This is a genomic window from Allobosea sp. GW821-FHT10B12 (assembly GCF_059415545.1).
The window spans coordinates 36832-61066 of the sequence record NZ_JBWKNL010000016.1 but is presented as its reverse complement, the minus strand read 5'-3'; the positions used below and the strand labels follow the sequence as shown (position 1 = coordinate 61066).

Annotated in this window: 30 protein-coding genes; 21 read left to right on the top strand and 9 right to left on the bottom strand. The window is 66.8% G+C overall.

Annotated features, from left to right (window positions below; translation table 11 throughout):
- The first annotated feature begins 351 nt into the window (after positions 1-351).
- On the top strand, positions 352-2385 hold the full coding sequence (locus tag AC07O0_RS29605; RefSeq protein ID WP_494628341.1) for a peptidoglycan DD-metalloendopeptidase family protein: 2034 nt from the start codon (positions 352-354) through the stop codon (positions 2383-2385).
- A 25-nt stretch (positions 2386-2410) separates the two neighbouring features.
- Positions 2411-3328, top strand: a complete 918-nt coding sequence (locus tag AC07O0_RS29600; protein WP_494628339.1) for an AEC family transporter — start codon at positions 2411-2413, stop codon at positions 3326-3328.
- 45 nt (positions 3329-3373) lie between these two features.
- Here AC07O0_RS29600 and gluQRS read toward each other — a convergent pair whose 3' ends face one another.
- Complete coding sequence (gluQRS, locus tag AC07O0_RS29595) at positions 3374-4258, bottom strand: tRNA glutamyl-Q(34) synthetase GluQRS (protein WP_494628337.1); 885 nt, start codon at positions 4256-4258, stop codon at positions 3374-3376.
- 88 nt (positions 4259-4346) lie between these two features.
- Between gluQRS and AC07O0_RS29590 the strand changes: the two genes are divergently transcribed.
- A complete protein-coding gene (locus tag AC07O0_RS29590; protein WP_494628335.1) occupies positions 4347-4988 on the top strand; it encodes a DNA-3-methyladenine glycosylase family protein in 642 nt (213 codons plus the stop codon).
- Between the two features lie 7 nt (positions 4989-4995).
- Here AC07O0_RS29590 and AC07O0_RS29585 read toward each other — a convergent pair whose 3' ends face one another.
- Entirely contained in the window at positions 4996-5781 is a 786-nt protein-coding gene (locus AC07O0_RS29585; protein WP_494628333.1) for an HpcH/HpaI aldolase family protein, read from the bottom strand.
- 144 nt (positions 5782-5925) lie between these two features.
- Positions 5926-6249, bottom strand: a complete 324-nt coding sequence (locus tag AC07O0_RS29580; protein ID WP_494628331.1) for a DUF1476 domain-containing protein — start codon at positions 6247-6249, stop codon at positions 5926-5928.
- A 343-nt stretch (positions 6250-6592) separates the two neighbouring features.
- On the opposite strand from AC07O0_RS29580, the gene purC reads away from it, so the two are divergent.
- From purC to purQ, 6 genes are read left to right on the top strand one after another with little or no spacing between them, the layout of a single operon-like run.
- Positions 6593-7387 (top strand): phosphoribosylaminoimidazolesuccinocarboxamide synthase, encoded by a 795-nt coding sequence (gene purC, locus AC07O0_RS29575; protein WP_291675428.1) that lies wholly within the window; start codon positions 6593-6595, stop codon positions 7385-7387.
- 41 nt (positions 7388-7428) lie between these two features.
- Positions 7429-7962: a hypothetical protein gene (locus tag AC07O0_RS29570; RefSeq protein ID WP_494628329.1), complete on the top strand. Its 534-nt coding sequence runs from the start codon at positions 7429-7431 to the stop codon at positions 7960-7962.
- Between the two features lie 33 nt (positions 7963-7995).
- Positions 7996-8436 (top strand): ankyrin repeat domain-containing protein, encoded by a 441-nt coding sequence (locus tag AC07O0_RS29565; protein ID WP_494628327.1) that lies wholly within the window; start codon positions 7996-7998, stop codon positions 8434-8436.
- Between the two features lie 55 nt (positions 8437-8491).
- Complete coding sequence (gene purS, locus AC07O0_RS29560) at positions 8492-8734, top strand: phosphoribosylformylglycinamidine synthase subunit PurS (RefSeq protein WP_494628325.1); 243 nt, start codon at positions 8492-8494, stop codon at positions 8732-8734.
- The gene (locus AC07O0_RS29555; RefSeq protein ID WP_494628323.1) at positions 8731-9237 is read left to right on the top strand and encodes a GNAT family N-acetyltransferase; all 507 of its coding nucleotides are present in this window, start codon (positions 8731-8733) and stop codon (positions 9235-9237) included. Before purS ends, AC07O0_RS29555 begins: the two co-directional genes overlap by 4 nt.
- The gene (purQ, locus tag AC07O0_RS29550) at positions 9234-9929 is read left to right on the top strand and encodes a phosphoribosylformylglycinamidine synthase subunit PurQ (RefSeq protein WP_494628322.1); all 696 of its coding nucleotides are present in this window, start codon (positions 9234-9236) and stop codon (positions 9927-9929) included. Before AC07O0_RS29555 ends, purQ begins: the two co-directional genes overlap by 4 nt.
- A gap of 10 nt (positions 9930-9939) precedes the next feature.
- Here the strand turns inward: purQ and AC07O0_RS29545 are convergent, their stop codons facing one another.
- From AC07O0_RS29545 to AC07O0_RS29530, 4 genes are all read right to left on the bottom strand, one after another.
- Positions 9940-10536: a DsbE family thiol:disulfide interchange protein gene (locus AC07O0_RS29545; RefSeq protein ID WP_494628320.1), complete on the bottom strand. Its 597-nt coding sequence runs from the start codon at positions 10534-10536 to the stop codon at positions 9940-9942.
- Positions 10533-10703: a heme exporter protein CcmD gene (gene ccmD / locus AC07O0_RS29540; protein ID WP_494628318.1), complete on the bottom strand. Its 171-nt coding sequence runs from the start codon at positions 10701-10703 to the stop codon at positions 10533-10535. The genes AC07O0_RS29545 and ccmD overlap by 4 nt, the downstream gene beginning before the upstream one ends.
- Entirely contained in the window at positions 10703-11461 is a 759-nt protein-coding gene (locus AC07O0_RS29535; RefSeq protein WP_494628317.1) for a heme ABC transporter permease, read from the bottom strand. Before AC07O0_RS29535 ends, ccmD begins: the two co-directional genes overlap by 1 nt.
- A gap of 100 nt (positions 11462-11561) precedes the next feature.
- Positions 11562-11804, bottom strand: a complete 243-nt coding sequence (locus tag AC07O0_RS29530) for a hypothetical protein (protein ID WP_494628315.1) — start codon at positions 11802-11804, stop codon at positions 11562-11564.
- A 191-nt stretch (positions 11805-11995) separates the two neighbouring features.
- On the opposite strand from AC07O0_RS29530, the gene AC07O0_RS29525 reads away from it, so the two are divergent.
- Positions 11996-12226, top strand: coding sequence for a hypothetical protein (locus tag AC07O0_RS29525; RefSeq protein WP_494628313.1), 231 nt, complete (start codon positions 11996-11998; stop codon positions 12224-12226).
- Positions 12227-12231: 5 nt separating this feature from the next.
- Here AC07O0_RS29525 and ccmB read toward each other — a convergent pair whose 3' ends face one another.
- Together ccmB and ccmA are read right to left on the bottom strand one after the other, a co-directional pair.
- Entirely contained in the window at positions 12232-12897 is a 666-nt protein-coding gene (gene ccmB / locus AC07O0_RS29520) for a heme exporter protein CcmB (protein WP_494628312.1), read from the bottom strand.
- Positions 12894-13514: a heme ABC exporter ATP-binding protein CcmA gene (gene ccmA, locus AC07O0_RS29515; protein WP_494628311.1), complete on the bottom strand. Its 621-nt coding sequence runs from the start codon at positions 13512-13514 to the stop codon at positions 12894-12896. Before ccmA ends, ccmB begins: the two co-directional genes overlap by 4 nt.
- A gap of 236 nt (positions 13515-13750) precedes the next feature.
- Between ccmA and acnA the strand changes: the two genes are divergently transcribed.
- The 11 genes from acnA (at position 13751) to AC07O0_RS29460 (ending at position 24235) form a co-directional block, all read left to right on the top strand.
- The gene (gene acnA, locus AC07O0_RS29510) at positions 13751-16462 is read left to right on the top strand and encodes an aconitate hydratase AcnA (protein ID WP_494628309.1); all 2712 of its coding nucleotides are present in this window, start codon (positions 13751-13753) and stop codon (positions 16460-16462) included.
- 191 nt (positions 16463-16653) lie between these two features.
- Positions 16654-16935, top strand: a complete 282-nt coding sequence (locus AC07O0_RS29505; protein WP_066473700.1) for an acyl carrier protein — start codon at positions 16654-16656, stop codon at positions 16933-16935.
- Between the two features lie 91 nt (positions 16936-17026).
- Positions 17027-17488 carry a 3-hydroxyacyl-ACP dehydratase FabZ family protein gene (locus tag AC07O0_RS29500; RefSeq protein WP_494628307.1) on the top strand — a complete coding sequence of 154 codons (462 nt, stop codon included), beginning with the start codon at positions 17027-17029 and terminating at the stop codon, positions 17486-17488.
- Between the two features lies 1 nt (position 17489).
- A complete protein-coding gene (locus AC07O0_RS29495) occupies positions 17490-18620 on the top strand; it encodes a beta-ketoacyl-ACP synthase (RefSeq protein ID WP_494628305.1) in 1131 nt (376 codons plus the stop codon).
- A gap of 11 nt (positions 18621-18631) precedes the next feature.
- Complete coding sequence (locus tag AC07O0_RS29490) at positions 18632-19915, top strand: beta-ketoacyl-ACP synthase (protein WP_494628303.1); 1284 nt, start codon at positions 18632-18634, stop codon at positions 19913-19915.
- On the top strand, positions 19912-20658 hold the full coding sequence (locus AC07O0_RS29485; RefSeq protein ID WP_494628302.1) for an SDR family NAD(P)-dependent oxidoreductase: 747 nt from the start codon (positions 19912-19914) through the stop codon (positions 20656-20658). Before AC07O0_RS29490 ends, AC07O0_RS29485 begins: the two co-directional genes overlap by 4 nt.
- 98 nt (positions 20659-20756) lie before the next feature.
- Entirely contained in the window at positions 20757-21008 is a 252-nt protein-coding gene (locus tag AC07O0_RS29480; RefSeq protein ID WP_494628300.1) for a CopG family ribbon-helix-helix protein, read from the top strand.
- The gene (locus tag AC07O0_RS29475) at positions 21005-21289 is read left to right on the top strand and encodes a type II toxin-antitoxin system RelE/ParE family toxin (protein WP_494628298.1); all 285 of its coding nucleotides are present in this window, start codon (positions 21005-21007) and stop codon (positions 21287-21289) included. Before AC07O0_RS29480 ends, AC07O0_RS29475 begins: the two co-directional genes overlap by 4 nt.
- Before the next feature lie 13 nt (positions 21290-21302).
- Positions 21303-22325 (top strand): zinc-binding dehydrogenase, encoded by a 1023-nt coding sequence (locus AC07O0_RS29470; protein ID WP_494628297.1) that lies wholly within the window; start codon positions 21303-21305, stop codon positions 22323-22325.
- A 60-nt stretch (positions 22326-22385) separates the two neighbouring features.
- Positions 22386-23414 (top strand): lipid A biosynthesis lauroyl acyltransferase, encoded by a 1029-nt coding sequence (locus AC07O0_RS29465; RefSeq protein WP_494628295.1) that lies wholly within the window; start codon positions 22386-22388, stop codon positions 23412-23414.
- A gap of 68 nt (positions 23415-23482) precedes the next feature.
- On the top strand, positions 23483-24235 hold the full coding sequence (locus tag AC07O0_RS29460) for a DUF1223 domain-containing protein (protein WP_494628293.1): 753 nt from the start codon (positions 23483-23485) through the stop codon (positions 24233-24235).

Here is a 24235-nt window from a genome sequence, read left to right as displayed (position 1 = left end):
GCGGCGCCGTCTCGATGGCCGCTTTATAGGGGGAACCTCTTCCGGGTGTCAACACAGCAGATGAAAGTTTTTCGACAGGTCCGCATTTTTTTATCCGGCTCGCGACCCTCCCCGGAATTCCGGCCGGTCCAGCCGCCCTCGCTCGCCCCTCCCGCAACGCTCCCGCCCGCAAACAGCCGCAATTATTGCCCACAGCCGCGGCGTCCGCGCGGCGGCGTCCCATCGGGACCGGTCCCGAGATTGATTCCGGCGCGTGACGAAGGCATGTTCTCTTCTCTATAGGGCCATGCTCAATCACGGCATCGAGCCCGGCGCCCGTCGGGTGCTTTTCATGGATTCGCCAGACGCCCGATGAACGCCCCTCCGGATCTGAGAGCGCCGCATGAGCCGCTGACGCCGGAAGCGACGGCGCTCCTCGTCGATCTCGGAATCGAGCCGCCCATCACCCCCGCCGGGTCCGCGCCCGCCGGCATGGATCGCCGCGGCGTCTCGCTGCGCTGGCTCGCGGCCTGCCTGCTGGTCGGCTCCTGCGGCGCGGCGCTACTCGGCGGCGCCATCCTGGTCGCCGTGCGCGGCGACACCAGCTTCGTCGAACGCCCCGAGCCGATCACCCTGCACCAGACCACCTCGGTCGGCGGCGGCGCCCGCAAGGGCGACAAGCTCGTCGCCGAGCAGCCGATCGCCTCGGCGCGGCATGCGCTACGCGCACCGATGTCCCAGCGCATCGGCGACCGCGAGGTCATCCGGGTCCGTCCCTTCGTCCGGCTCTCGACCAATCTGTCGCTGACCAGCGGCGTCTACGCGACCAATATCCCGCCCTTCAATCCGCTGCGGCTCTTCGCCGAAGGCGCCCCCGGCAGCGAGCGCTATGCCGAACCGGTCACCGAAATGCCGGATGCGGACGTCTCGATCACCAAGCGCGACCTCGCCGACCTGCCGGTCACGCCGGGCAAGGCCAACCTGACCGACGCCGATGTGGTCAACCAGATGGAGGAGGAGCGCGCCAACCTCGCCGCCGCCGACCGCCGGGCCGCTTTGCCGATTCCGCCGCAATTGATGCTGAGCCGCACCCTCGCGCAGGGCAGCCAGGCCGGCGCCGGCGGCAGCCTGCTCTCCTATGCACCCGCGACCGACACCTCGTTCTCGGGTATCGAGGTCCGCGTCGTCCCGGAGAACGTGACCAACGCGCCGAAGACCCCGATCGCAGCCACGCGCGAACCGCAGGTCGAGGAGAAGTTGCTGATCACCCGGCGCGGCGAGAACTTCGAGACGGTGGTGCGCAATGTCGGCGCCAATCGCGACCAGATCGTCTCGATGATCAGGGCGTTCGACGGCCGCGTGAAGGTCGCCGCCCTGCCGGAAGGCCAGGTGCTGCAGGCGCTGTTCGCGCCGGGCCCGCGCCCGGGCGACCCCCGCCAGATCGTCCGCGTCACCTTGCTCGAGAACGGCCGGCCCACGGCGGCTGTCGCGGTCAATGACAAGGGCGCCTTCGTCCCGGTCACCTTGCCGAAGCCCGAAACGATCGGCCCGCAGCAGAAGTCGCAGGCCAACGCCGAGGACGAGGAGGAGGATGAGGACAGCGAGGGTGGCACGGGCGCGCGCCTCTACGAGAGCCTCTACGAGACCGGGCTGCGCCACGACCTGCCACGCCCGCTGATCGACGAGCTCGTCCGCATCTTCTCCTACGATCTGGATTTCCAGCAGCGCGTGCGCGGCGGCGACAATCTCGAGGTCATCTTCACCGATGAGGACGAGGGCGAGCGCGCCGAGATTCTTTCCGCCACCCTCACCATCGGCGGCGAGACCCGGCAGGTCTTCCGCTATCAGGCGCCCGAGGACGGCTTGATCGATTATTTCGACAGCGATGGCCGCTCCTTGAAGAAATTCCTGCTGCGCAAGCCGATCAGCGATGCCGAGATGCGCTCGGGCTTCGGCATGCGCTACCACCCGATCATGCGCTATTCGAAGATGCACACGGGCGTCGACTGGGCCAACAAGATCGGTACGCCGATCCTCGCCGCCGGCAACGGCACGATCATCAAGGCGGAATGGGATTCGGGCTATGGCCGCCGCATCGAGATCCAGCACGCCAACGGCTATGTCACCACCTATTCGCACCAGTCGGCCTTCGCCAAGGGCATCGCGCCGGGCGTCAAGGTGCGCCAGGGCCAGGTGATCGGCTTCCTCGGCAACACCGGCCTCTCGACCGGGCCGCATCTGCACTACGAGGTCATGGTCAACGGCAACTTCGTCAACCCGATGAAGATCAAGGTGCCGCGCGGCCGCGAGCTCGACGGCAGGACGCTCGCGGAGTTCAAGCGCCAGCGCGACGAGATCCAGGGCCTGATCGAACGGGCCGGAGGCCAGACCGCGCAATTGCGCTGACATTTAACTCCTGCCCACGGGCCAGATGCTTTCCTCCCTGCTCATCGTCCTGCCCGTCTTCGGCCTGATCGCCATCGGCTATGGCGCGCGCTGGACCAAGGTGCTGCGCGAGACCACCGGCGAAGGCCTTTCCGACTTCGTCTTCGTGCTCGCCGTTCCCTGCCTGCTGTTCAAGACGCTGGCGACGGCAGCAATCCCGCCGGACCAGCCCTGGGGCTACTGGATCTCCTATTTCACCGGCCTCGCCGTCGTCTGGCTGATCGCGCAGCTCGTGGCGCAGCGTCTGTTCGCCCGCAAAGGCCCCGAGCTCGTCGTCTCGGGCTTCGCGGCGGCACAGTCGAACACCGTCTTCGTCGGCGTACCGATGATCCTGAAGGCCTATGGCGAGGCCGGCGCAGTCCCGCTCGGCCTGCTGCTGGCGGTGCACCTGCCGGTGACGATGACGGCTGCCACGCTGCTTGCCGAAGGCAAGGGGACTTCGCCGATTCTGTTGCTCAGGCGGCTCTTCACCCATCCGATCATCATCGGCATCCTGCTCGGCAGCGCCGCGCGACCCTTCGTCGGCATGGTGCCGGCGCCACTCTGGTCGATCGTCGACCTGATCGCGGGCGCAGCCGTCCCCTGCGCACTGATCAGTCTCGGCATCGCGCTCCGGCGCTATGGCCTGGCCTCCGGCATCGCCCTGCCCGCGGTGCTGAGCTTCCTCAAGCTCGTGCTGCACCCGCTGATCGTCTTCCTGCTGGCGACTAAGGTCTTTTCCATGCCGGTGGCCTGGGCCGGCGTCGCCGTGCTCTTCGCCGCCTGCCCCTGCGGCATCAATGCCTATCTCTTCGCCGAGCGCTACAAGCAGGGCGTCTCCGACGCCTCCAGCGCGATCGCGCTTTCGACCGGTCTCTCGCTCTTCACCACGATCGGCTGGCTGACCTTTCTCGGCGTCGGCTAGCCGGATTCCCGCCCACCCGATCAAAATCTGCGGGTCGGGAGCGATTCACGTGAAACCAAGCTGCGCCCGGATCGCCTCCGGTGCCACCCCTTGTGCCCGTAGATCGACGAGCCCCGGCGACAGCCGGCTCTTCGCCAGCTTCTGCCCGGTCTCGTCACCGAGCAGCCGGTGGAAATGATAGCGCGGCGTCGGCAGACCGAGCAGGCGCTGCAGCAGCACATGGATGTCGGTCGCGGCTTCGAGATCCTGACCGCGCACGACATGGCTGACGCGTTGCAAGGCGTCGTCAACCACGACCGAGAGATGGTAGCTCGTCGGCACGTCCTTGCGCGCCAGAACGACGTCGCCCCAGCGCGCCGGGTCAACGACGATGTCATGCTCCTCTCCGCTCGCGTCGAAGAGGCGATAGGAGAGTGTTTCCCCGGCCGTTCGGGCCTGCGCCCGATCCATGGCGAGGCGCAATACATGCAGATCACCTGCCTCGCTGCGCCAGCGCGCCTCCTCGCCTCCCAGGGCGCGGCAGGTTCCCGGATAGAGCGGCGCACCATCAGGGTCGCGCGGCCAGGGCATTCCGGTTTCAGCTTCGCGTCGGCGAACCGCCTCCTTCACCTGCTGACGCGAACAGAAGCAGGGATAGATCAGCCCCATCGCCTCGAGCTGGTCCAACACCCGGCGATAATCCTCGAAATGCTCCGATTGCCGCCGCAGCTGCGGCGAAAAGGAAATCCCCAGCCAGGCGAGATCCTCATGGATGCCTTGCTCGAATTCGGGCCGGCAGCGGGTCAGGTCGATATCCTCGATCCGCAGCAGCAGCTCGCCGCCAAAGCGCGCCGCCAGCCGCTCATTCTCCAGCGCCGAATAGGCATGGCCGAGATGCAGCCGCCCGTTCGGGCTCGGTGCAAACCGGAAAACGGGTGGAGACGACACCATCCCCCCTGTCTATGGTCCTCCGCATCTTCAGCCAAGCCCGGCCTCCTGACAGGACCAGGAGTAGCGATCGGCGATAGACCCGAGCGGTATGACGACGATCTCCAGCACCGCCGATCTTGAAGAGGGCATGGCCGCTCTCACGACCCTCGATCCTGTCTGGGAGCAGATCATCGCTCGCACCGGCATCCCGCCCTTGCGTCGCCGGGAAAGCGGGTTCCTGAGTCTCGCCTCGATCATCGTCTCGCAGCAGCTCTCTGTGGCGAGCGCCCGCGCTGTCTGGACCCGGGTCGAGAGCGTGCTCACCCCCCTGACGCCGGAACGCGTCCTCGCCGCCAGCGATGAGGAAATGCGGCTCTCGGGGCTGTCGCGGCCCAAGCAGAAGACGCTGCGCGCCGTCGCCGCGGCGATTATCGAGAGCCGGCTCGATCTGGCGTCACTGGAAGCGGCAACGCCGGAATTCGTTCACACGCACATGACCGCGGTGTCCGGCATCGGCCCGTGGACCGCCGATGTCTATCTGCTGTTCTGCCTCGGCCATCGCGACGGCTTCGCCGCCGGCGACCTGGCCGTACAGGAGGCGGCGAAGGTCGCCTTCGGCCTGCCGGAGCGGCCGAAGCCGGCCGAGCTGGCCGTTCTGGCAGAGGCGTGGCGCCCCTGGCGCGGCGTCGCCGCGCGCCTGCTCTGGGCCTATTATGCGGTTCTGAAATCCCGCGAGGGCATCAACGCCTGAGCGATGCTCAGCCCCTGATCACCTTGAGCGCCGCCTGGCTCGCCGCCCGCAGCAGGCCAGTGTCGCTCATAACGGTGACCAGGCGCGCGCCCATCTCGACGCCCTGCTTGGCCCGCTCGGCGGTTGCCGCATAGAACGCGACCGGCTTCTTCACGGCGTTCGCCCGCGCCACGATATGGCGCACCGCATCGTCGACCTCCTTGGCGGAGGCGTTGACGGAGGTACCGCCCGACAGCGCAATCGAAAGATCGGACGGACCGACGAAGAGCGCGTCGATCCCCTCGATAGCGAGGATGTCGTCGACGATCGCCATCGCCTCGCGTGTCTCGATCATCGCGAAGGTCAGCGAGAAGCCGTTGGCCTGGTTGAGATAGCCGTTCTGGTCGAGGCCGGAAGCGCCGAGGCCGCCATAGCTGCCCCAGCTGCGCTCGCCCAGCGGTGGATACTTGGCATAGGCCGCGAGCCGGCGTGCGTCCTCGATCGTGTTGATCATCGGCGCGATCACGCCCGAGGCGCCGGAATCGAGCAGTTTCGAGACGTTCTGGAACTCACCAACGGGGATGCGCGCGATCGCCGGCTTGCCGGCAGCGTTGATCAGCGGGATCGCCCGGATCACCTCGGCGAGCGTGATCGGGCCGTGCTGCATGTCGAGCGTGACCGCGTCGAAGCCCTCCTGCGCCAGGATCGCGGCGACACTCGGATCCGGCAGCCCGCACCAGGCGGAGAGCAGCGTCTCGCCCTTTGCGAGACGATCGGCGAGCGAGGACAGCACGGTCGGCTTGGCGGCGGTCATGGGCGCATTCATCCGGTTGCCCGCTCTTCACCACTGGCGGGTCCATCGACCCTGAACCGAACCGGCGGTGAAAGGCAAACGATACGGCATGCGCCATGCTCAAGGGCGCAATGCGGAGAAGTCCGCCTTGCGCCCGGGTGTTCTTCAGCGACCGGCCTGGATCTCGTCGGCGGCCGTGATCAAGAGCTCGGTCATCGTCCGGCGGATCTCGTCGTCCGCGATCGTAACGCCACCCGCGGCGAAATCGGCCTTGACCTTGCGCAGCACGTCCTCGTCGCCGGCTTCCTCGAAATCGGCGAGAACCACCGACTTGGCATAGGCATCGGCATCGGCGCCGCTCTTGCCGAGCTTCTCCGCCGCCCACAGGCCGAGCAGCTTGTTGCGCCGGGCCGTCGCCTTGAAGCGCAGCTCCTCATCATGAGCGAACTTGTTCTCGTAGGCGTCCTTGCGCTGGTCGAAGGTGGTCATGTGGCTCTTATCCTCTTCGGAGCGGCAATCTTGCTGCGGCGCGATATCAGCTTCGCCATATAGCAATGTGATGGCGGTGCGGGCTAGAGGCTCTGCCAATAAGCCGATTCAACTCGGCCGAATCGGGCTCGGAGGCCTCGCCTTGGGCCCTTTGTTGCGTTTGCAGCGCGAAAGGCCCATATAGCGCGAGCGTGGCGAGCTCCCAATGGAGCGAGGCCCGCATGAACCAGCCGGACCGGCGCGCCAAGATCGAACTCGACAGAGCAACGGGATTGCGCGAGAGCGTGCTGAACAGGGCCATGATCCCGCCGCGGGCAACCGCGACCAGAGAGAGGCCGACCCTTTGGATTTCCTCAAGCCACGGTATATCCCGATGAACCGCCGCCGTCGCATTTACGAAGGCAAGGCGAAGGTCCTCTATGAGGGACCGGAGCCTGGAACGCTGATCCAGCATTTCAAGGACGACGCGACCGCCTTCAATGCCAAGAAGCATGAAGTGATCGACGGCAAGGGTGTGCTCAACAACCGCATCTCCGAGCACATCTTCAGCAATCTCAACGATATCGGCGTTCCCACGCATTTCATCCGCCGGCTCAACATGCGCGAGCAGCTGATTCGCGAGGTCGAGATCATTCCGCTCGAGGTCGTGGTCCGCAATGTCGCTGCCGGCTCGCTCTCGACCAAGCTCGGCATCGAGGAAGGCACGCAGCTGCCGCGCTCGATCATCGAGTTCTATTACAAGAACGATGCGCTGAACGACCCGATGGTCTCGGAAGAGCACATCACCGCCTTCGGCTGGGCGACGCCGCAGGAGATCGACGACATCATGGCGCTCGCCATCCGCGTCAACGACTTCCTCTCCGGCCTGTTCCTCGGTGCCGGCATCCGCCTGGTCGACTTCAAGATGGAGTGCGGCCGGCTCTGGGAAGGCGACATGATGCGCATCGTCGTCGCCGACGAGATCAGCCCCGATTCCTGCCGTCTCTGGGACATCCGATCCAAGGACAAGATGGACAAGGATCGCTTCCGCCGCGACCTGGGCGGGCTGATCGAGGCCTATACCGAGGTGGCGCGCCGCCTCGGCATCCTCGGCGAGAACGAGAAGCCGGGCCCGACCGGGCCGCGCCTCGTGCAGTGAGCGTGACGGCTACTGAGGCTCTGATCGACGGACGGGGGCGCTTGCGCTCCCGTTTGCGTTTCGGCGCACTCGCGCTCGGCCTGCTGCTGGTCGCCGGCTGCGCCGATCATTTCGGGCCGGGCCTCGTCCAGCTCGCCGCCGGGCGGGGCTGGGAGCCGCTGCCGATCCAGAACTGGGTCGTCAACGACGGCATCAACCCGAAGGCGATGGTCTTTTGCACGCCGCAGGACTGCGCCCGGCCCGGCGTCGCCGCGCTCTTGAGCTTCGAGGGCCGCGAGGCCGCTGACATGGCGCGGACGCTGGCACTCAACCCGGCGCGACTGGCGCGCGAGTTCTCGAAGCGGCCGAAGGCCAAGCAGACCGAGCAGCCGAAGAGCAGCACCACCGTCTCCCGCTTCAAGCAGGATGACACCGACGGCATCCTGGTCGAGATTCGCGCCAAGGATGGCGGCCGCCTAGCCTCGACCGCGATCCTCTACGCCCGCAAGGACAACACGCTCGCCATGGCGATCGCAGTGACCGACGATTCGCAAGCCGCCCAGGATTTCGCCCGCGCCACCTGGGCTAGCCGCTGATATTGCCGATCGACCGGTAAGCAGGAGACTCCGATGGGCGACAAGCCACAGCTCGACCCACAACTGGTCCAGGAATTCGTCCGCGCCGCGCACGGTAATCTCGAGCGGGTCACAGCGCTCGTCGCAGAGCATCCGACCCTGGTGAACGCGGTCTGGGACTGGGGCGGCGGCGATTGGGAGAGCGGCCTCGGCGCGGCTGCCCATACCGGACGGCGTGAGATCGCCGAATTCCTGCTCGCCCGCGGAGCGAGGATGGACGTCTTCGCGGCGGCAATGCTGGGACATCTCGACCTGGTCCGCGCCCATCTTGCCGCCATGCCGAACGCTCTGACCGCGCCCGGCCCCCACGGCATCCCGCTGCTCACGCATGCCAAGATGGGTGGCGAGGCGGCCAAGCCAGTGCTCGACTATCTGCAAGGCCTTCAGGACGGCAGCGCCACCGCCGCGTCGACACAAGGCACGACAAATGGTTGAGCCTTCACCGATTCGCGGCTAAGGCACCCACACAAAATCCCGCCCGGAGATCACGATGAAAGCCCGCGTCACCGTCACCCTCAAGACCGGCGTGCTCGACCCGCAGGGCAAGGCGATCGAGGGCGCGCTGAAATCGCTCGGCATCGACGGCGTCGGCTCGGTCCGCCAGGGCAAGGTCTTCGACATCGAGCTCGACGGCGCCGACAAGGCGGCCGCCGAGATCTCGCTCAAGGCCGCCTGCGAGAAGCTGCTCGCCAACACCGTGATCGAGAACTATCGGGTCGAGCTGCTGGCATGAGCCCGCATACGTCGAGGATCGTGCCGGCGACGCCGGCCGATATCGACGCGATCATGGCCTGCGAGCGCAGGCCCGGCTACGAGGCGACCGTCGGCCGCTGGAGCTGCGAGGAACACCTCGCCGGCATGGCCGATCCGACGCATCGCTATTTCGTTGCACGTCAGCCTGACGGCGCCATCGCCGGCTTCGTGATGCTGCAGGAGGTCGCGATCGAAGCCGACTCCATCCTGGTGCGCCGCATCGCCGTCGCCGAGCAGCGGCGTGGCCATGGCCGGCAATTGCTTGGCCACGCGCTGCATGTGATCTTCGACGAGCTCGGCGCGCATAATGCGCGGCTGGGCGTGCGCGCCTACAATGGGAACGGCATCGCTCTTTACTCTTCCCTCGGGATGAGGGAGGAGAGCCGACGCGAAGAGCAGGGACACGGCAGCGAGGCCGTCACGGTGATCACCATGACGATGAGTGCCGAGAGCTACCGCCAGTCAAGAAGGGCCAATCCATGAAGGCTGCCGTCATCACCTTCCCCGGCTCGAACCGCGATGGCGACGTCGCCAAGGCCCTGCGCCAGGCTGGCGCGACCGTCGAGCATGTCTGGCATGGCGACCATGAGCTGCCTGCTGGCACCGATCTCGTCGTCCTGCCGGGCGGCTTCTCCTATGGCGATTATCTGCGCTGCGGCGCCATCGCCGGCCGCGCCCACATCATGGACGCGACGCGGGCGCATGCGGCGCGCGGCGGCCTCGTGCTCGGCATCTGCAACGGCTTCCAGATCGCCTGCGAGTCCGGGCTGCTGCCGGGCGTGCTCGCCCGCAACGCCAATCTGAAATTCGTCTGCAAGCGCCAGCACCTCAAGGTCGAGCGCAACGACACCGCCTTCACCTCGGCTTATGCCAAGGGCCAGGTGATCGATGTCTGCATCGCCCATGGCGAGGGCAACTATATCTGCGATCCCGAGACACTCGCCCGGCTCGAAGGCGAAGGCCTCGTCGCCTTCCGCTATTGCGATGCCGAAGGCCAGATCACGGCCGAGGCCGATCCGAACGGCTCGCTCAACCACATCGCGGGCATCTACTCGCCGAACCGCAACGTTCTCGGCCTGATGCCGCACCCGGAGAACCTGATCGACGGCCTCGTCGGCGGCACCGACGGACGCGGCATGTTCGAGAGCCTGGTCAGCGGCAAGAAGGCGGCCTGAGCTCAGGCCGTCACTTCACCAGCGCCGCCGCCTTCGCCAGCATGCGTGAAGCCGCCTGCCCGTCGAGCGGGCCGACATGCTTGTCGAGGATCCGCCCGTCCGGCCCGATCAGGAAGGTCTCCGGCACGCCGTAGACGCCCCAGTCGATCGCGGCGCGGCCGGCACGATCGACGCCGACGGCGGAATAGGGATTGCCGAGCGCGCCAAGGAAGCGGCGGGCGTTCTCGGCCTCGTCCTTGTAGTTGAAGCCGACGAGTTGGACCTTGCCCTGCTTCACCGCGGGCGAGTCGGCCATGGCGACGAGGAAGGGATGCTCGACCCGGCAGGGCGCGCACCAGCTCGCGAAGACATTGACGATCGTCGCCTTGCCCTTGGCGAGGTCGGCCATGCCGAAGCTCGGCACCGGCTGGCCGTCGCGCTGCAAGCCTTCAAGCGGAGGTAATGTGATCGCCGGCGCCGGCTTGCCGATCAGCGCCGAGGGCACCTTGCTGGCATCGCCGGAGAACAGCCCCTTGGCGAACACCGCGGCCAGGGCGGCGAATACCAGCAGCGGGATGGCGTAAAGCCAGGGCGAGCGCCGCGGCGGCGTGGCGGTGGCCTCGCTCATGACGCGCTTCCACCACGGCGACCAGCGCCGCGCTCCTCCAACGCGGCGAGCGCACGCCGCTGCGCGCGCCGGTCGAGCAGGATCGCCGTGGCGAGCCCGCCGAGGATCACCGCCGCAGCCAGATAGGCGGCAAGGATGAAGCCGGCATGGGGTCCGAGCAGATCCATCATTGCGCCGCCTGCAGCGAGAGGCGGTCGAGCCGCTCGGCCTCGAAGATCGTCAGCGTCCGCACCCGCCGGCGTAGGATCTCAGCCTGCATGGCGGCGCAATGCAGCGCCAGCGCCAGCAGCGTAAAGCCGACAGCGGTGATCAGCAGCGGCCAGAGCATCGAGGAATGGATGGTCGGGCCGCTGAGGCGCAGCACCGAGGCCGGCTGGTGCAGCGTGCTCCACCAGTCGACCGAGAACTTGATGATCGGGATGTTGACGCAGCCGACCAGCGTCAGGATCGCAACGGCGCGTCCGGCCCGCGAGGGCTCGTCAATGGCGCGGCGCAGTGCGATCAAACCGAGATAGAGCAGGAACAGCACCAGCATCGAGGTCAGGCGCGCATCCCAGACCCAGTAGGTGCCCCACATCGGCTTGCCCCAGAACGAGCCGGTGAGCAGGCAAATCAGCGCGAAGCAGGCGCCGATCGGTGCCGCCGCCTGCTGGGCGACGTCGGCGAGCGGATGGCGCCAGACCAGCACGCCCAGCGCCGATAGCGTCATCATCGAGTAGAACATCAGCGCCAGCCAGGCAGCCGGCACGTGGATGTACATGATCTTGATGGTCTCGCCCTGCTGGTAGTCGGACGGGGCGACGAACCAGACGAGATAGAAGCCGGTGGCGAGCAGCAACGCCGCCGCGCCCGCAAGCCAGGGCAGCGACGCGCTCGACAGGCGCATGAAGCGCGCCGGATTGGCCAGTTCGGTGAGGCTCGCCATGAAGGTGGTGGCCGGCTCTGCTCTTCTTTCGACCAGAGAGCATGTAGCAATAGGCGGCCCGGCTCACAATCGACCAGCAGCCCCTGCGACGATGAGGCCGCTATTCGTCGTTGCCGTTGGACGACGCGTTGGCGCCGCCGACGTCGACCACGCCGAAGCGGCCGGAGCTGACGCCTTCGCCGGCGATCACGAAACCCTCGGATGCAAGGCCGCGCCGTAGCAATTCGCGCACCGCCGCCGCCCGGCTCGGCATGCGCTTATCGAAGCGCCAGTTCTCGACGGCGCGCAGCTCTTCCACGCTGAGCATGATCTGAAGGCGTTCGCCGCGTTCAAGCCCCGACATCGGGCACCCCTCGTGCCAAAAATGAGTAAGTGAAGATATGTGATTAACTCACTCAATTTCAAGAGGTTGCTCAAGCAGCAATGCCTTAGCGTCATGACGCACTGGGGAGATCTGCTAACTAATTGAATTAATTAATTTTTTTCTTGCGGCAATTCAGCTTCGGGGCTAGTTTGATTGCAGGAGGGATTGTCATGCTCATCAAGCTATCCGATCCCATGTGGCGCGACATCGAAACCACCGTGCGTTCGAAGGCCGGTGAATCGCGGGTCGTCGACGTCTTCGGCGTGGCCGAAGAGGTCCAGCTCCGCTTCGTTGACGACAACGTCGCGCTCGAGGATATCGCTGCCGTCGTCGCCCGGCTGGCAACCCAATCCGGCTGCGCGTTGGAACTCGACAGCGGCGAGATGCTGTCCGAAGTCTGAAAGCATCAGTCCGGCTGGCGCAGCGCCGCCGCCGCCGCAATGCACCCCACGGCAGCCGCCATCAGCGACAACGCGGCCAGAATCAGCAACGGGCTTTGTAACGGCATTGGCCCACGCGCGGCGTCCGAAGCCGAGACCCCGAAGATCAGCACCGGCACGCAGAGCGGCGCGACCAGAATCGGCAGGATCAGCCCGCCACGGCGTAGAGTCGCCGTCAATGCTGCGGCGGCAGCGCCAATGAAGCTCAGCGCCGGCGTGCCCAAAGCGAGGCTCGCCGTCAGCGGCAGGACGCTCTCCGCCGGCAGGGCGACGAGCAGCCCGAGCAGCGGCGCAGCCAAGGTCAACGGCAGGCCGGTCGTCAGCCAATGCGCCAACGCCTTGGCGAAAGCGGCGAGCTCCAATGGCAGCGGCGCGCCGCGGATCAAATCGAGCGAGCCATCCTCCTCATCGGCCTGGAACAGCCGGTCGAGCCCGATCAGCGTCGCCAGCAGCGCCCCTAGCCAAAGGATCGCCGGGCCGATCCGCGACAGCAGGTTAAGGTCGGGCCCGAGCGCGAACGGGATCAGCACGACGACGGTCAGGAAGAAGACGAGCGCGAGTTCGCCGCCGCCGCCGGCCCGCACAGCAAGCGCAAGGTCGCGCCTGAGGATGGCGAGGAAGGCGCTCGTCACGGTTCGATCCTGAGTTCGCGCGCGCCGTCGAGTCCGAGCGGCCCGTGCGTCGCGGCCAAGATCGCGCCACCCGCCGCCAGATGCCCCTGCATCAATTGCGACAGCATCGCCTGCGAGCCGACATCGAGCGCCGCCATCGGCTCGTCCAGCAGCCAGATCGGCCGCGACGCCACCAGGAGGCGCGCCAGGGCGACGCGCCGGCGCTGGCCGGCGGAGAGATAGCCGACGGGCAGCGGCCCGGCCTGCGGCAGGCCGACTGTGGCGAGCGCCTCGGCCGGGGCGAGGCCCGGCGAGCCGAGCAATTCCTGCGCGAACCGCAGATTCTCCGCCGCCGTCAGCGCGGTCTTGAGCCCGTCACGATGGCCGACCAGATGAGCTGCCTCCGCCAGCGGCAGATCGTCTAGGCCATGGAGCTTGATCGTCCCCGCCTCCGGGCGGAGGCGTCCACATAGCATGGCAATCAGGCTCGACTTGCCGGCGCCGTTGCGGCCGGTGAGCGCGATCGCCTCGCCATTCGCCAGCCGAAAGCCGACGCCGTCGAAGATCGCGCGTCCGCCACGGCGGCAAGCGAGGCCTTCAGCGGTCAAGGCAAAGGTCTGGAATAGAGATTGCGTCACGCCGAGCCTGTCTTCCGAAGCGTCATTAGCTCTTCATCCGACGCATATCGAGCCTGTAGCGGGCTTCTTGGAATTGATCTATAGAACCCGTGGCTACGCCGCACGCCGATCCGGCGCGGGGCTCGGGCACTCCCGGGGCGGCGTGCGCGTCATGCGCAACAGGCCTTCGACCGGATTCATCCGCAAGGCGGGATTCGGCTCGTGACCGCAACCCCCTTATCAGGATGTAAGCCCTCATGGCCTCGCTCGATTCATTCAAGTGCCGCAAGACGCTGACCGTCGGCACGAAGAAATACGTCTATTACTCCCTCAAGGCTGCCGAGAAGAACGGCCTCGCCGGCATTTCCAAGCTGCCCTTCTCGATGAAGGTGCTGCTCGAGAACCTGCTGCGCTTCGAGGACGGCCGCTCCGTCACCAAGGCCGATATCGAGGCCTTCGTCGGCTGGCTCAGCGACAAGGGCAAGGCCGGCAAGGAGATCGGTTTCCGCCCCGCCCGCGTGCTGATGCAGGATTTCACCGGCGTGCCGGCGGTGGTCGACCTCGCCGCGATGCGTGACGGCGTCGTCGCCCTCGGCGGCGACCCCAAGAAGATCAACCCGCTGGTGCCGGTCGACCTGGTCATCGACCACTCGGTCATCGTCGACGAGTTCGGCTCGCCCAAGGCCTTCAAGCAGAACGTCGACCTCGAATACCAGCGCAATGGCGAGCGCTATCGCTTCCTGAAATGGGGCCAGGGCGCCTTCGACAACTTCCGCGTCGTGCCGCCCGGCACCGGCATCTGCCACCAGGTCAACCTTGAATACCTCGCCCAGACCGTCTGGACGGCGAAGGAGAAGGTGAAGAAGGGCAAGAAGACCGAAACGGTCGAGGTCGCCTATCCCGACACCGTGGTCGGCACCGATTCGCACACCACCATGGTCAATGGCCTGGCCGTGCTCGGCTGGGGTGTCGGCGGCATCGAGGCCGAGGCCGCCATGCTCGGCCAGCCGCAGTCGATGCTGCTGCCCGAGGTGATCGGCTTCAAGCTCACCGGCAAGCTCAAGGAAGGCATCACTGCGACCGACCTGGTGCTGACCGTCACCCAGATGCTGCGCAAGAAGGGCGTCGTCGGCAAGTTCGTCGAGTTCTTCGGCCCCGGCCTCTACAACCTGACGCTGGCCGACCGCGCCACCATCGCCAATATGGGCCCGGAATACGGCGCGACCTGCGGTTTCTTCCCGGTCGACGCCGAGACGCTGAACTATCTGGAGACGACCAGCCGCAAGGCGGCCCGCGTCGCCCTGGTCGAGAAATATTCGAAGGCGCAGGGGCTGTTCGCCACCCGATCGACGCCCGACCCGGTCTTCACCGACACGCTCGAGCTCGACCTGACCACGGTGCAGGCCTCGATGGCCGGCCCGAAGCGTCCGGAAGGCCGCGCCGATCTCGGCGCGATCAAGAGCGGCTTCGCTGCCGCGATGGACGCCGATTACAAGAAGGGTGGCGAGCTGTCCCGCCGGGTCAAAGTCGAGGGTGAGAAATTCGATCTCGGCCATGGCGACGTCGTCATCGCCGCCATCACCTCCTGCACCAACACCTCGAACCCCTCGGTGCTGATGGCGGCAGGCTTGCTCGCCCGCAATGCCGTGGCGAAGGGCCTCAAGGTCAAGCCCTGGGTCAAGACCTCGCTCGCCCCGGGCTCGCAGGTCGTGGCCGAGTATCTCGCCAAGGCCGGCCTGCAGAAGGATCTCGACAAGCTCGGCTTCAACCTGGTCGGCTTCGGCTGCACTACCTGCATCGGCAATTCCGGCCCGCTGCCGGCGCCGATCTCCAAGGCGATCAACGATCAGGGCCTAATCGCCGGCGCCGTCATCTCGGGCAACCGCAACTTCGAAGGCCGCGTCTCGCCCGACGTGCAGGCGAACTATCTCGCCTCGCCGCCACTGGTCGTCGCCTATGCGCTGGCCGGTTCCGTGCAGATCGACCTGACCACCGAGCCGCTCGGCATGGGCAAGGACGGCAAGCCGGTCTACCTCAAGGACGTCTGGCCCTCCAACAAGGAGATCCAGGCCTTCATCGCCAAGAACGTCACCAAGGCGATCTTCAAGGCGAAGTATGCCGACGTCTTCAAGGGCGACGCCAACTGGCAGAAGGTCAAGGCTCCCACGGGCCAGACCTATGCCTGGGACGACAACTCGACCTATGTCCAGAACCCGCCCTATTTCCGCGGCATGGGCAAGCAGCCGAGCCCGGTCACCGACGTCGTCGGCGCTCGCATCCTCGGCCTGTTCGGCGACAAGATCACCACCGACCACATCTCGCCGGCCGGTTCGATCAAGGCCGCCTCGCCGGCAGGCGCCTATCTCTCCGAGCATGGCGTCGCCGTCGCCGACTTCAACCAGTACGGCACGCGCCGTGGCAATCATGAAGTGATGATGCGTGGCACCTTCGCCAATATCCGCATCCGCAACCACATGATGGGCCCGAACGGGCGCGAGGGCGGCTACACCATCCACTATCCGACCAAGGAAGAGCTGCCGATCTACGATGCGGCCATGCGCTACCAGGCCGAGAAGGTGCCGCTGGTGATCTTCGCCGGCGTCGAATACGGCAACGGCTCCTCGCGTGACTGGGCGGCCAAGGGCACCAACCTGCTCGGCGTCAAGGCCGTGATCGCACAGAGCTTCGAGCGCATCCACCGCTCGAACCTCGTCGGCATGGGCGTGGTGCCGTTCACCCTGCAGGAAGGCACCAGCTGGGCTTCGCTCGGCCTCAAGGGCGACGAGAGCGTGACGATCAAGGGCCTCGCCACCGTCAAGCCGCGCCAGACGCTCGAAGCCGAGATCACCTATGCCGACGGCAAGGTGAAGAAGGTTCCGATCCTCTGCCGCATCGATACGCTGGACGAGCTCGACTACTTCAAGAACGCTGGCATCCTGCACTACGTGCTGCGCGGCATCGCAGCCTAAGGCTTGCGAAGACGATACTGGACGCCCGGCCCCACAGCCGGGCGTCTCTATTTGGTCGTGACGGTTGTCCTATTCTGCACGCAGGTGTAAGGGGGCGGTCACAGCCATCCTCGGCGGGGGGCTTGGGGCAGGCGCGGGGCGAACGCGCCCGGACGCCGTCCGCCATCATCATCCACGACGGGAGCACCCGCATGTCCGCCACGTTCGAGACGGTCGCCGGCATCATTTCGGAAACTTGCGACATTCCTCGCGAGAAGATCACGCCCCAGAGCCACGCGATCGACGATCTCGGCATCGACTCCCTCGCCTTCCTCGACATCGCCTTCGCGATCGACAAGGCCTTTGGCATCAAGCTGCCGCTCGAGCAGTGGACCCAGGAGGTCAATGAGGGCAAGGCGCCGGCCGAGCAGTATTTCGTGCTCGAGAACCTGTGCAAGCGCATCGACGACCTCGTCGCCGCCAAGGCTGCCTGAACGCTTCCCCGGCCCCCCGGGGCCGCCGCTGGACGTTGAAACGCCGCAAGCGGGGCCAGACCCCGATCGCGGCGAGACGGGTTGGAACCGCATGCGCCTCGAATATTTCGACATGATCGACAAGGTCGAGAGCTTCGATCCGGCGAACAAGCGGATTCTGACGCGCTCGACCGTTCCGACGACAAGCCCGGTGTTCGAGGGCCATTTTCCCGGCCATCCGCTCGTTCCCGGCGTGCTGCTCACCGAGACCATGGCGCAGGCCTCCGGCTATCTGCTGCTCGGGCTGAACGGCCTGACGCAGATGCCTTTCCTGATGACGGTCGACAAGGCGCGCTTCCGCACCTTCGTCGAACCGAATGCCGAACTCGAAACCAGCGCCGAACTGGTGATCGAGGGCTCCGGCTACGCCGCGACCAAGGCGAAGATCACGATCGGCGGCAAGCCGATCTGCGATGCTGAACTGCGCTTTCGCCTGATGCCCTTCCCCGCCGATATGCGCACCCTGATGCAGAGCCGCATCGCTGCCATCGGCCTCTCCCCGGAGGCAGCCTGACATGGCCCGCGACGTCGTCATCACCGGCATCGGCATCGCCTCCAGCCTGGGCGAAGGCATCGAGACGCATGCGCAGGCGCTCGCTACGAATGCCGCACCCGTCGTCGATACCCAGAGCTTCGCGCCCTATCCACTGCACCCGCTGAAGCCGCTCGAGCTCGACCGGCAGATCCCGAAGAAATCCGACCAGCGCCAGATGGAGCCCTGGCAGCGCCTCGGCGTCTACGCCGCGGGCCTTGCCCTCGACGAGGCCGGGCTGAAGGACGATACCGAGGCCAAGAGCCAGCTCCAGGTCATCGTCGCCGCCGGCGGCGGCGAGCGTGACCATGCCGTCGACGCCGCCGTGCTGGCCGGCCTGCGCAACGCCAACCAGCCGGGTGCGTTCCTCAATGAGCGGCTGATGGGCGATCTCAGGCCGACCTTGTTCCTGGCCCAGCTCTCCAACCTGCTCGCTGGCAACATCGGCATCGTCCATGGCATCACCGGCGCTTCGCGTACGCTGATGGGTGAGGAGCAGGCCGGTGTCGATGCCATCCGCACCGCCCGGGCCCGGATCGCAGCCGGCCAGGCCGACATCATTCTCGTCGGCGGCGCCTACAATGCCGAGCGTCGTGACATGCTGCTGCTCTTCGAGCTCGGCGGCTTCCTCCGCTCTGCCGAGTTCACTCCGGTCTTCGCTCGCAGCGACGCGCCCGGCATGATCACCGGCAGCGCCGGCGCTTTCCTCGTGCTCGAATCGGCCGAGCGCGCCGCAGCGCGCGGTGCCAGGGCCCATGCCCGCCTCAGCCATGCCGGCGCTCATCGAAGCCGCCGCCAGCCCGGCTCGGTGGCCAAGGCGCTCGACGAATTGCTCACCGGCTTCGGCCCGATCGGTGTCGATGCGCTAGCGATCTCGGCCGCGACCGGCTGCGCCGAAATCACCGACGAAGAGGCCGCCGCGATCGCCAAGGCTGCCCCGAAGGCACGCCGCGTCGCCACCGGCGATCTCGTCGGCCATTCCGTCGAAGCTGCCTTCCCGGTCTCGGTCGCGCTCGCCGCGTCCGCGCTCTCGACCGGCGCGGCGAATGAGGCGATCGTTACCGGTGCAGCACATTGGCGCGGCGAAGGCGCCGCCCGACTTGTCAAGGCTTGAGGAGAGGCGTCATGGGTGCAAGCCATCGCGACAGCCAGGGCCGGCCAGTCGTCGCCGTCACCGGCCTCGGCATCGTCACCTCGCTCGGCCAAGGCAAGGACGCCAACTGGGAAGCCCTGACCGCCGGCCGTTCCGGCATTCACCGGATCGAGCGCTTCCCGACCGACGGCTTGCGCACCACCATCGCCGCGACCGTCGACTTCCTGTTCGACGGCTCCTTCGCGGCGCCGGAGCTCTCCGAGAAGCTCGCCACGCTCGCCGCCGAGGAAGCGGTGACGCAGAGCGGCCTTGGCGAAGCCGGCGATTTCCCGGGCGAGCTCTTCATGGCCGTGCCGCCGGTCGAGATGGAGTGGCCGCAGAAGCAGGAGCTGGCGCAGGCCGCCGCGCACGAAACCGACTATGACGCCCTGCTGCGCGTCGCCGCCCGCCACAAGCACCAGGCGATGCACGAGCTCTTCCTGTTCGGCGGCGTCGCCGAGCACATCGCCGAGAAGTTCGGCACCAAGGGTTCGCCGATCTCGCTCTCGACCGCCTGTTCCTCGGGCGCGACCGCGATCCAGATGGGCGTCGAGGCGATCCGCCGCGGCGAGACGGACGCCGCACTCTGCATCGGCACTGACGGCTCGGTCCATGCCGAGGCGCTGATCCGCTTCTCGCTCCTCTCAGCCCTCTCGACCCAGAACGATCCGCCGGAAGGCGCCGCCAAACCATTCTCGAAGAATCGCGACGGTTTCGTCATGGGCGAAGGCGCCGGCGCGCTGGTGCTGGAAGACTACGACCACGCACTGGCGCGCGGCGCGACCATCCTCGGCATCGTCGCCGGCTGCGGCGAGCGCGGCGATGGCTTCCACCGCACCCGCTCGAGCCCGGACGGCAAGCCGGCGATCCTCGCCATGCAGGACGCCCTCGCCGATGCCGGCCTTACCCCTGATGATGTCGACTACATCAACGCGCACGGCACCTCGACGCCGGAGAATGACAAGATGGAGGCGATGAGCTGTTCGGCCGTCTTCGGCGAGCGCATGGCGAGCCTGCCGATCTCCTCGAACAAGTCGATGCTCGGCCATACGCTGACCGCAGCCGGCGCGGTCGAAGCGGTGATCTCGCTCTTGACCATCGCCAATGGCCGCATCCCGCCGACAATCAACTACATCACACCCGATCCGGCGATCGCGCTCGACGTCATCCCGAACCAGGCTCGCGACGCCAAGGTCCGCACCGTGCTGTCGAACTCCTTCGGCTTCGGCGGCCAGAACACCTGCCTCGTCCTGACCGCCGGGCCATCAGCAGCATGACCAGGGTTCTCGTCACCGGCGGCGCCAAGGGTGTCGGCGCCGCGATCGTGCGGGCGCTCGTGGCTGCTGGCCACGATGTCGACTTCACCTATCGCTCCTCCGGCGAGCAGGCGCAGGCGCTCGCCGCCGAGATCGCGCAGGCCGCCCCCGGCTGTGCAGTGCGTGCCCTGCCGCTCGATCTCTCCGACAAGGCCGCGCTCGACACCTTCTGCGAGCAATGCGAGGGCGAGGCTTATTTCGGCTTCGTCCACAATGCCGGCCAGCCCTATGACACGCTCGCCGCCATGCTGGTGCAGGACAAGGCCGAGGCAGCGATGCAGGTCAATTTCTGGGCCTTCACCCGTCTCGCCAAGAGTCTGATGCGCGCCATGATCCGCGCCAAGGCCGGCCGCATCGTCGCGATCGGCTCGGTCGCGGCCTTGCGCGGCAATCCCGGCAACGCCGCCTATGCGGCGTCCAAGGGCGCCCTGATCTCCTATGCCAAGACGCTCGCGGTCGAGACCGGCAAACGCGGCGTCACCGTCAACGTGATCGCGCCGGGCTTCGTCGACACCGACATGATGGCGCCCTACGCCGCCTATCGCGACAAGATGGAAGGCCAGATCCCGGCCGGCCGTTTCGCCCGGCCGGACGAGGTCGCGGGCCTCGCCGCCTTCCTGCTGAGCCCGCCGGCTGCCTACATCACCGGCACGGTCCTGCCGATCGATGGCGGCCTGACCGCCCATCTCGGCGTGCATCGCTGAAGAGCGCTCCAGCGCTTCACGTGAAACATGGTAAACGCGCAGCGCTTGGTGCCGCGCCGTGAACCGCCTATGTTCACTGTGAACCGGAGTGAACCACCATGACGGCAGCCTTCACCATCCGCCTCGACGACGAGACGCTCGCCAAGCTCGATGCACTGGCAGCGGACACCGACCGCTCACGCAACTGGCTCGCCGCCAAGGCGATCGAGAACTACATCGAGCTCAACGCTTGGCAGATCGAACGGATCAAGGAGGGCATCGCTCAGGCCGATCGCGGCGAGTTCGCCTCTGAGGCGGAGCTCGATGCGATCGAGGCCGAGCTGCAGGCGCGTATCGATTCGACCAAATGAAGCTCGTCTGGACCGCGCGAGCAAAGGCTGACCTCCGCGACATTGCCCTCTATGTCGCTGAGTTCAGCCCGACGGCCGCCCTCGCTCTCGTCCGCCGGCTTCGATCCGCCGCCGCCCAACTCGTCGATTATCCGCATAGCGGCAGAGCCGGACGGGTAGAAGAAACCCGCGAACTCGTGGTAGCCGGCACCAGCTACATCCTTCCCTATCGTGTCCGCGACGGGCGCGTCGAAATCCTCGCGGTCCTGCATGCCTCGCGGCAATGGCCGGATCAGCTCTGAAAGACCAAGATTCATGCTCTCGCTCCAGCTCCATGGCGATCGCGATCTCCGCCTCGAACAGATCGAGCAGCCGCCGCCGCCCGCTCTGGGCGAGGTCCAGATCCGCGTCCGTGCCGTCGGCCTGAACTATCTCGACCTCTGGGGCTTCCGCGGCATGGCCTTCGCCAAGCGCAAGATGCCGCAGGCGGCCGGCGTCGAGGCGGCCGGCGAGGTCGTCGCGATCGGCGAGGGCGTCTCGCACTTCCGCGAGGGCGACACGGTGACCATGTACGGCGCCGAGACCTGCGGCCACTGCAAGGCCTGCCGCGAGGGCCGCGACAATCTCTGCGAGAACGTCGCCGGCATCATGGGCTTCCATATCGACGGTTTCGCCCGCGAGCTGATCAACCGGCCGGAGCGCCTGGTGATCAAGGCGCCGAAGGGCGTCTCCTTCGAGGATGCCGCCTGCGCGCCGATCGGCTTCGGCACGGTCCAGCATATGCTGTTCGACAATGCCAAGCTCGAGCCCGGCGAGTCGGTGCTGGTCCACGCCGGCGGCTCCGGCATCGGCACCGCGGCGATCCTGATGGCCAAGGCGATCGGCTGCACCGTCTACACCACCGTCGGCGACGACGAGAAGGGCGAGAAGGCCAAGGCGCTCGGCGCCGATTTCGTCGTCAACTACAAGACCGAGCGTTTCGAGGGCGAAGTCCGCCGCCTGACCAAGCGCAAGGGCGTCGACGTCGTCTTCGAGCATGTCGGGGCCGACACCTGGAACGGCTCGCTGCTTTGCCTGAAGCGCGGCGGCCGCCTCGTCACCTGCGGCGCCACCTCGGGCGCCTCGACGACGATGAACCTGATGCAGCTCTTCCAGCAGCAATATCGGATCACCGGCTCCTTCGGCTGCCGGATCGAGAACATCACACAGTCGCTGGAGAAGATGGCCTCCGGGATGAAGCCGGTGATCGATTCGGTCTTCCCGCTCGCCGAGTTCGAGCAGGGCCTCGCCCGGATCGAGGGCCGAAAGGTCTTCGGCAAGGTCATCGTCACGCTCTGACTGGCCCTGTGAGCCAGCGCGACTTGACGCGCCGGCCGCAATCCCGCAAGTCGCGCCGCGATGGCGAGGTCCTTCCCGGACGCTGCGCCGGCGGATCGGGCTGGGACCTTGAGGCAGTTGAAGCACTTCGCAACGCGTATCGGCGCTGCGCTGATGATCGGGCTGATCCGCGCGGTCTTCGCCTTCCTGCGCGCGCTGGGGCCGGAGCGGGCTTCCGATCTCGGCGGCTGGCTCTTGCGCAGCGTCAGCCCGCTGATTCCGGTCAACCGCGTCGCCTATGCCAATGTCCGCGCCGCGTTCCCCGGCATCGCCGATGCGGAGGCCCGGCGGCTCGTGCGCGGCGGCTGGGAGAATCTCGGCCGCACCGTCGCCGAATACGCCCATCTCAAGACACTGTTCGACTATGACTACCACAACCCCGATCCGAACGGCCGGATCGAGGTCGTCGGCATCGAGCACTTCATCGCGCTGAAGGACGACGGCAGACCAGGCCTGATTTTCTCGACCCATCTCGCCAACTGGGAATTGCCGGCGATCTGCGCCGCCACCTACGATCTCGACACCACCGCCGTCTTCCGCGCCCCCAACGACCCGGCGATCGCTGCTGTCGTCCACGAGATCCGCTCCGGCGCCATGGGAGGCCTCGCCGCCGCCAAGCAGGGCGCTGCCTTCGCCATGCAGGGCGTGCTGGAGAATGGCGGCCATCTCGGCATGCTGATCGACCAGCATTTCACCCGCGGCGTGCTCGTACCCTTCCTTGGGCGGCCAGCGCTGACCAACCCGATCCTCGGCAAGTTCGCCCGCCGCTTCGAATGCCCTGTGCATGGCGTGCGGGTCATCCGCCTGCCAAACCGGCGCTTTCGCATCGAACTGACCCCGCCGCTCGATCTGCCGCGCGACGCCAATGGTGAGATCGACGTCACCGGCGCCATGGCGATGATGACCGCGGTGGTCGAAGGCTGGGTGCGCGAACATCCCGAGCAGTGGCTTTGGATGCACCGGCGTTGGCGCCCGAACCTGATCGGCGCCGAGGCGCTGGCACGTTTTCGCGATCAGGCGCCGCAGAAGCCTGTTTTCAAGGCAACGTGATTTCCAATTGAGTGGAGAGTAGCGCTTTTGGTAACCGCCTGCTTCTATACAGGCGTCGAGTTCGAATGATGGTCCGCCAGATCAGCAACATCGCTGCCGCCGCTGCTCTCCTGCTCCTCGCAGGAGCTCCAGCGCATGCCCAGCAGCCGGCCGTTCAACCCAAGGCGGTCGTCGAGCTCTTCACCAGCCAGGGCTGCTCGTCCTGCCCCGCGGCGGATGCGCTCTTCACCGAGCTCGCCAAGGACCCCAAGCTGATCACCCTGACCCTGCCGGTAACCTATTGGGACTATCTCGGCTGGAAGGATACGCTCGGCCAGGAGGTCTTCAGCAAGCGCCAGAAGCTCTACGCCAAGGCGCGCGGCGACGGCCAGATCTATACGCCCCAGGCCGTGGTCAACGGCGCCGCCCATATCGTCGGCTCCGACAAGGGCGGCATCGACAAGCTCGTCAAGGAGCAAGGCAAGGACGGTTTCCCGGTCAAGATCGATCTCGCCGAGGCTGACGGCGCGCTGCGCATCAACCTGGGTGCGGCCCCGTTCACCAGCGAGAAGCCGGCCATCGTCCTGCTGCTGCAGGTCAGTCGCACCGCGACCGTGCCGATCGAGCGCGGCGAGAACAGCGGCAAGACCGTGACCTATGCCAATGTCGTGCGCGGCATCAGCCGGATCGGCGAGTGGAAGGGCGAGGCTGCGACCCTGACCGTCCCGCTCGAGACCGTCCGCTCAGCCGCCAAGGCCGATTCCTATGTCGTGCTGGTTCAGGGCGATCCCTATGCCCGCCAGAGCGCGATCCTCGGCGCGGCCCGCGGCCCGGCGAAATAA

Bases quoted from the DNA above. Each gene is read 5' to 3' on its own strand.
- AC07O0_RS29605 (WP_494628341.1), top strand. From the start codon at position 352: ATGAACGCCCCTCCGGATCTGAGAGCGCCGCATGAGCCGCTGACGCCG.
- AC07O0_RS29600 (WP_494628339.1), top strand. From the start codon at position 2,411: ATGCTTTCCTCCCTGCTCATCGTCCTGCCCGTCTTCGGCCTGATCGCC.
- gluQRS (WP_494628337.1), bottom strand. From the start codon at position 4,258: ATGGTGTCGTCTCCACCCGTTTTCCGGTTTGCACCGAGCCCGAACGGG.
- AC07O0_RS29590 (WP_494628335.1), top strand. From the start codon at position 4,347: ATGACGACGATCTCCAGCACCGCCGATCTTGAAGAGGGCATGGCCGCT.
- AC07O0_RS29585 (WP_494628333.1), bottom strand. From the start codon at position 5,781: ATGACCGCCGCCAAGCCGACCGTGCTGTCCTCGCTCGCCGATCGTCTC.
- AC07O0_RS29580 (WP_494628331.1), bottom strand. From the start codon at position 6,249: ATGACCACCTTCGACCAGCGCAAGGACGCCTACGAGAACAAGTTCGCT.
- AC07O0_RS29565 (WP_494628327.1), top strand. From the start codon at position 7,996: ATGGGCGACAAGCCACAGCTCGACCCACAACTGGTCCAGGAATTCGTC.
- purS (WP_494628325.1), top strand. From the start codon at position 8,492: ATGAAAGCCCGCGTCACCGTCACCCTCAAGACCGGCGTGCTCGACCCG.
- AC07O0_RS29555 (WP_494628323.1), top strand. From the start codon at position 8,731: ATGAGCCCGCATACGTCGAGGATCGTGCCGGCGACGCCGGCCGATATC.
- purQ (WP_494628322.1), top strand. From the start codon at position 9,234: ATGAAGGCTGCCGTCATCACCTTCCCCGGCTCGAACCGCGATGGCGAC.
- AC07O0_RS29545 (WP_494628320.1), bottom strand. From the start codon at position 10,536: ATGAGCGAGGCCACCGCCACGCCGCCGCGGCGCTCGCCCTGGCTTTAC.
- ccmD (WP_494628318.1), bottom strand. From the start codon at position 10,703: ATGGATCTGCTCGGACCCCATGCCGGCTTCATCCTTGCCGCCTATCTG.
- AC07O0_RS29535 (WP_494628317.1), bottom strand. From the start codon at position 11,461: ATGGCGAGCCTCACCGAACTGGCCAATCCGGCGCGCTTCATGCGCCTG.
- AC07O0_RS29530 (WP_494628315.1), bottom strand. From the start codon at position 11,804: ATGTCGGGGCTTGAACGCGGCGAACGCCTTCAGATCATGCTCAGCGTG.
- AC07O0_RS29525 (WP_494628313.1), top strand. From the start codon at position 11,996: ATGCTCATCAAGCTATCCGATCCCATGTGGCGCGACATCGAAACCACC.
- acnA (WP_494628309.1), top strand. From the start codon at position 13,751: ATGGCCTCGCTCGATTCATTCAAGTGCCGCAAGACGCTGACCGTCGGC.
- AC07O0_RS29505 (WP_066473700.1), top strand. From the start codon at position 16,654: ATGTCCGCCACGTTCGAGACGGTCGCCGGCATCATTTCGGAAACTTGC.
- AC07O0_RS29500 (WP_494628307.1), top strand. From the start codon at position 17,027: ATGCGCCTCGAATATTTCGACATGATCGACAAGGTCGAGAGCTTCGAT.
- AC07O0_RS29495 (WP_494628305.1), top strand. From the start codon at position 17,490: ATGGCCCGCGACGTCGTCATCACCGGCATCGGCATCGCCTCCAGCCTG.
- AC07O0_RS29490 (WP_494628303.1), top strand. From the start codon at position 18,632: ATGGGTGCAAGCCATCGCGACAGCCAGGGCCGGCCAGTCGTCGCCGTC.
- AC07O0_RS29485 (WP_494628302.1), top strand. From the start codon at position 19,912: ATGACCAGGGTTCTCGTCACCGGCGGCGCCAAGGGTGTCGGCGCCGCG.
- AC07O0_RS29480 (WP_494628300.1), top strand. From the start codon at position 20,757: ATGACGGCAGCCTTCACCATCCGCCTCGACGACGAGACGCTCGCCAAG.
- AC07O0_RS29475 (WP_494628298.1), top strand. From the start codon at position 21,005: ATGAAGCTCGTCTGGACCGCGCGAGCAAAGGCTGACCTCCGCGACATT.
- AC07O0_RS29470 (WP_494628297.1), top strand. From the start codon at position 21,303: ATGCTCTCGCTCCAGCTCCATGGCGATCGCGATCTCCGCCTCGAACAG.
- AC07O0_RS29465 (WP_494628295.1), top strand. From the start codon at position 22,386: ATGGCGAGGTCCTTCCCGGACGCTGCGCCGGCGGATCGGGCTGGGACC.
- AC07O0_RS29460 (WP_494628293.1), top strand. From the start codon at position 23,483: ATGGTCCGCCAGATCAGCAACATCGCTGCCGCCGCTGCTCTCCTGCTC.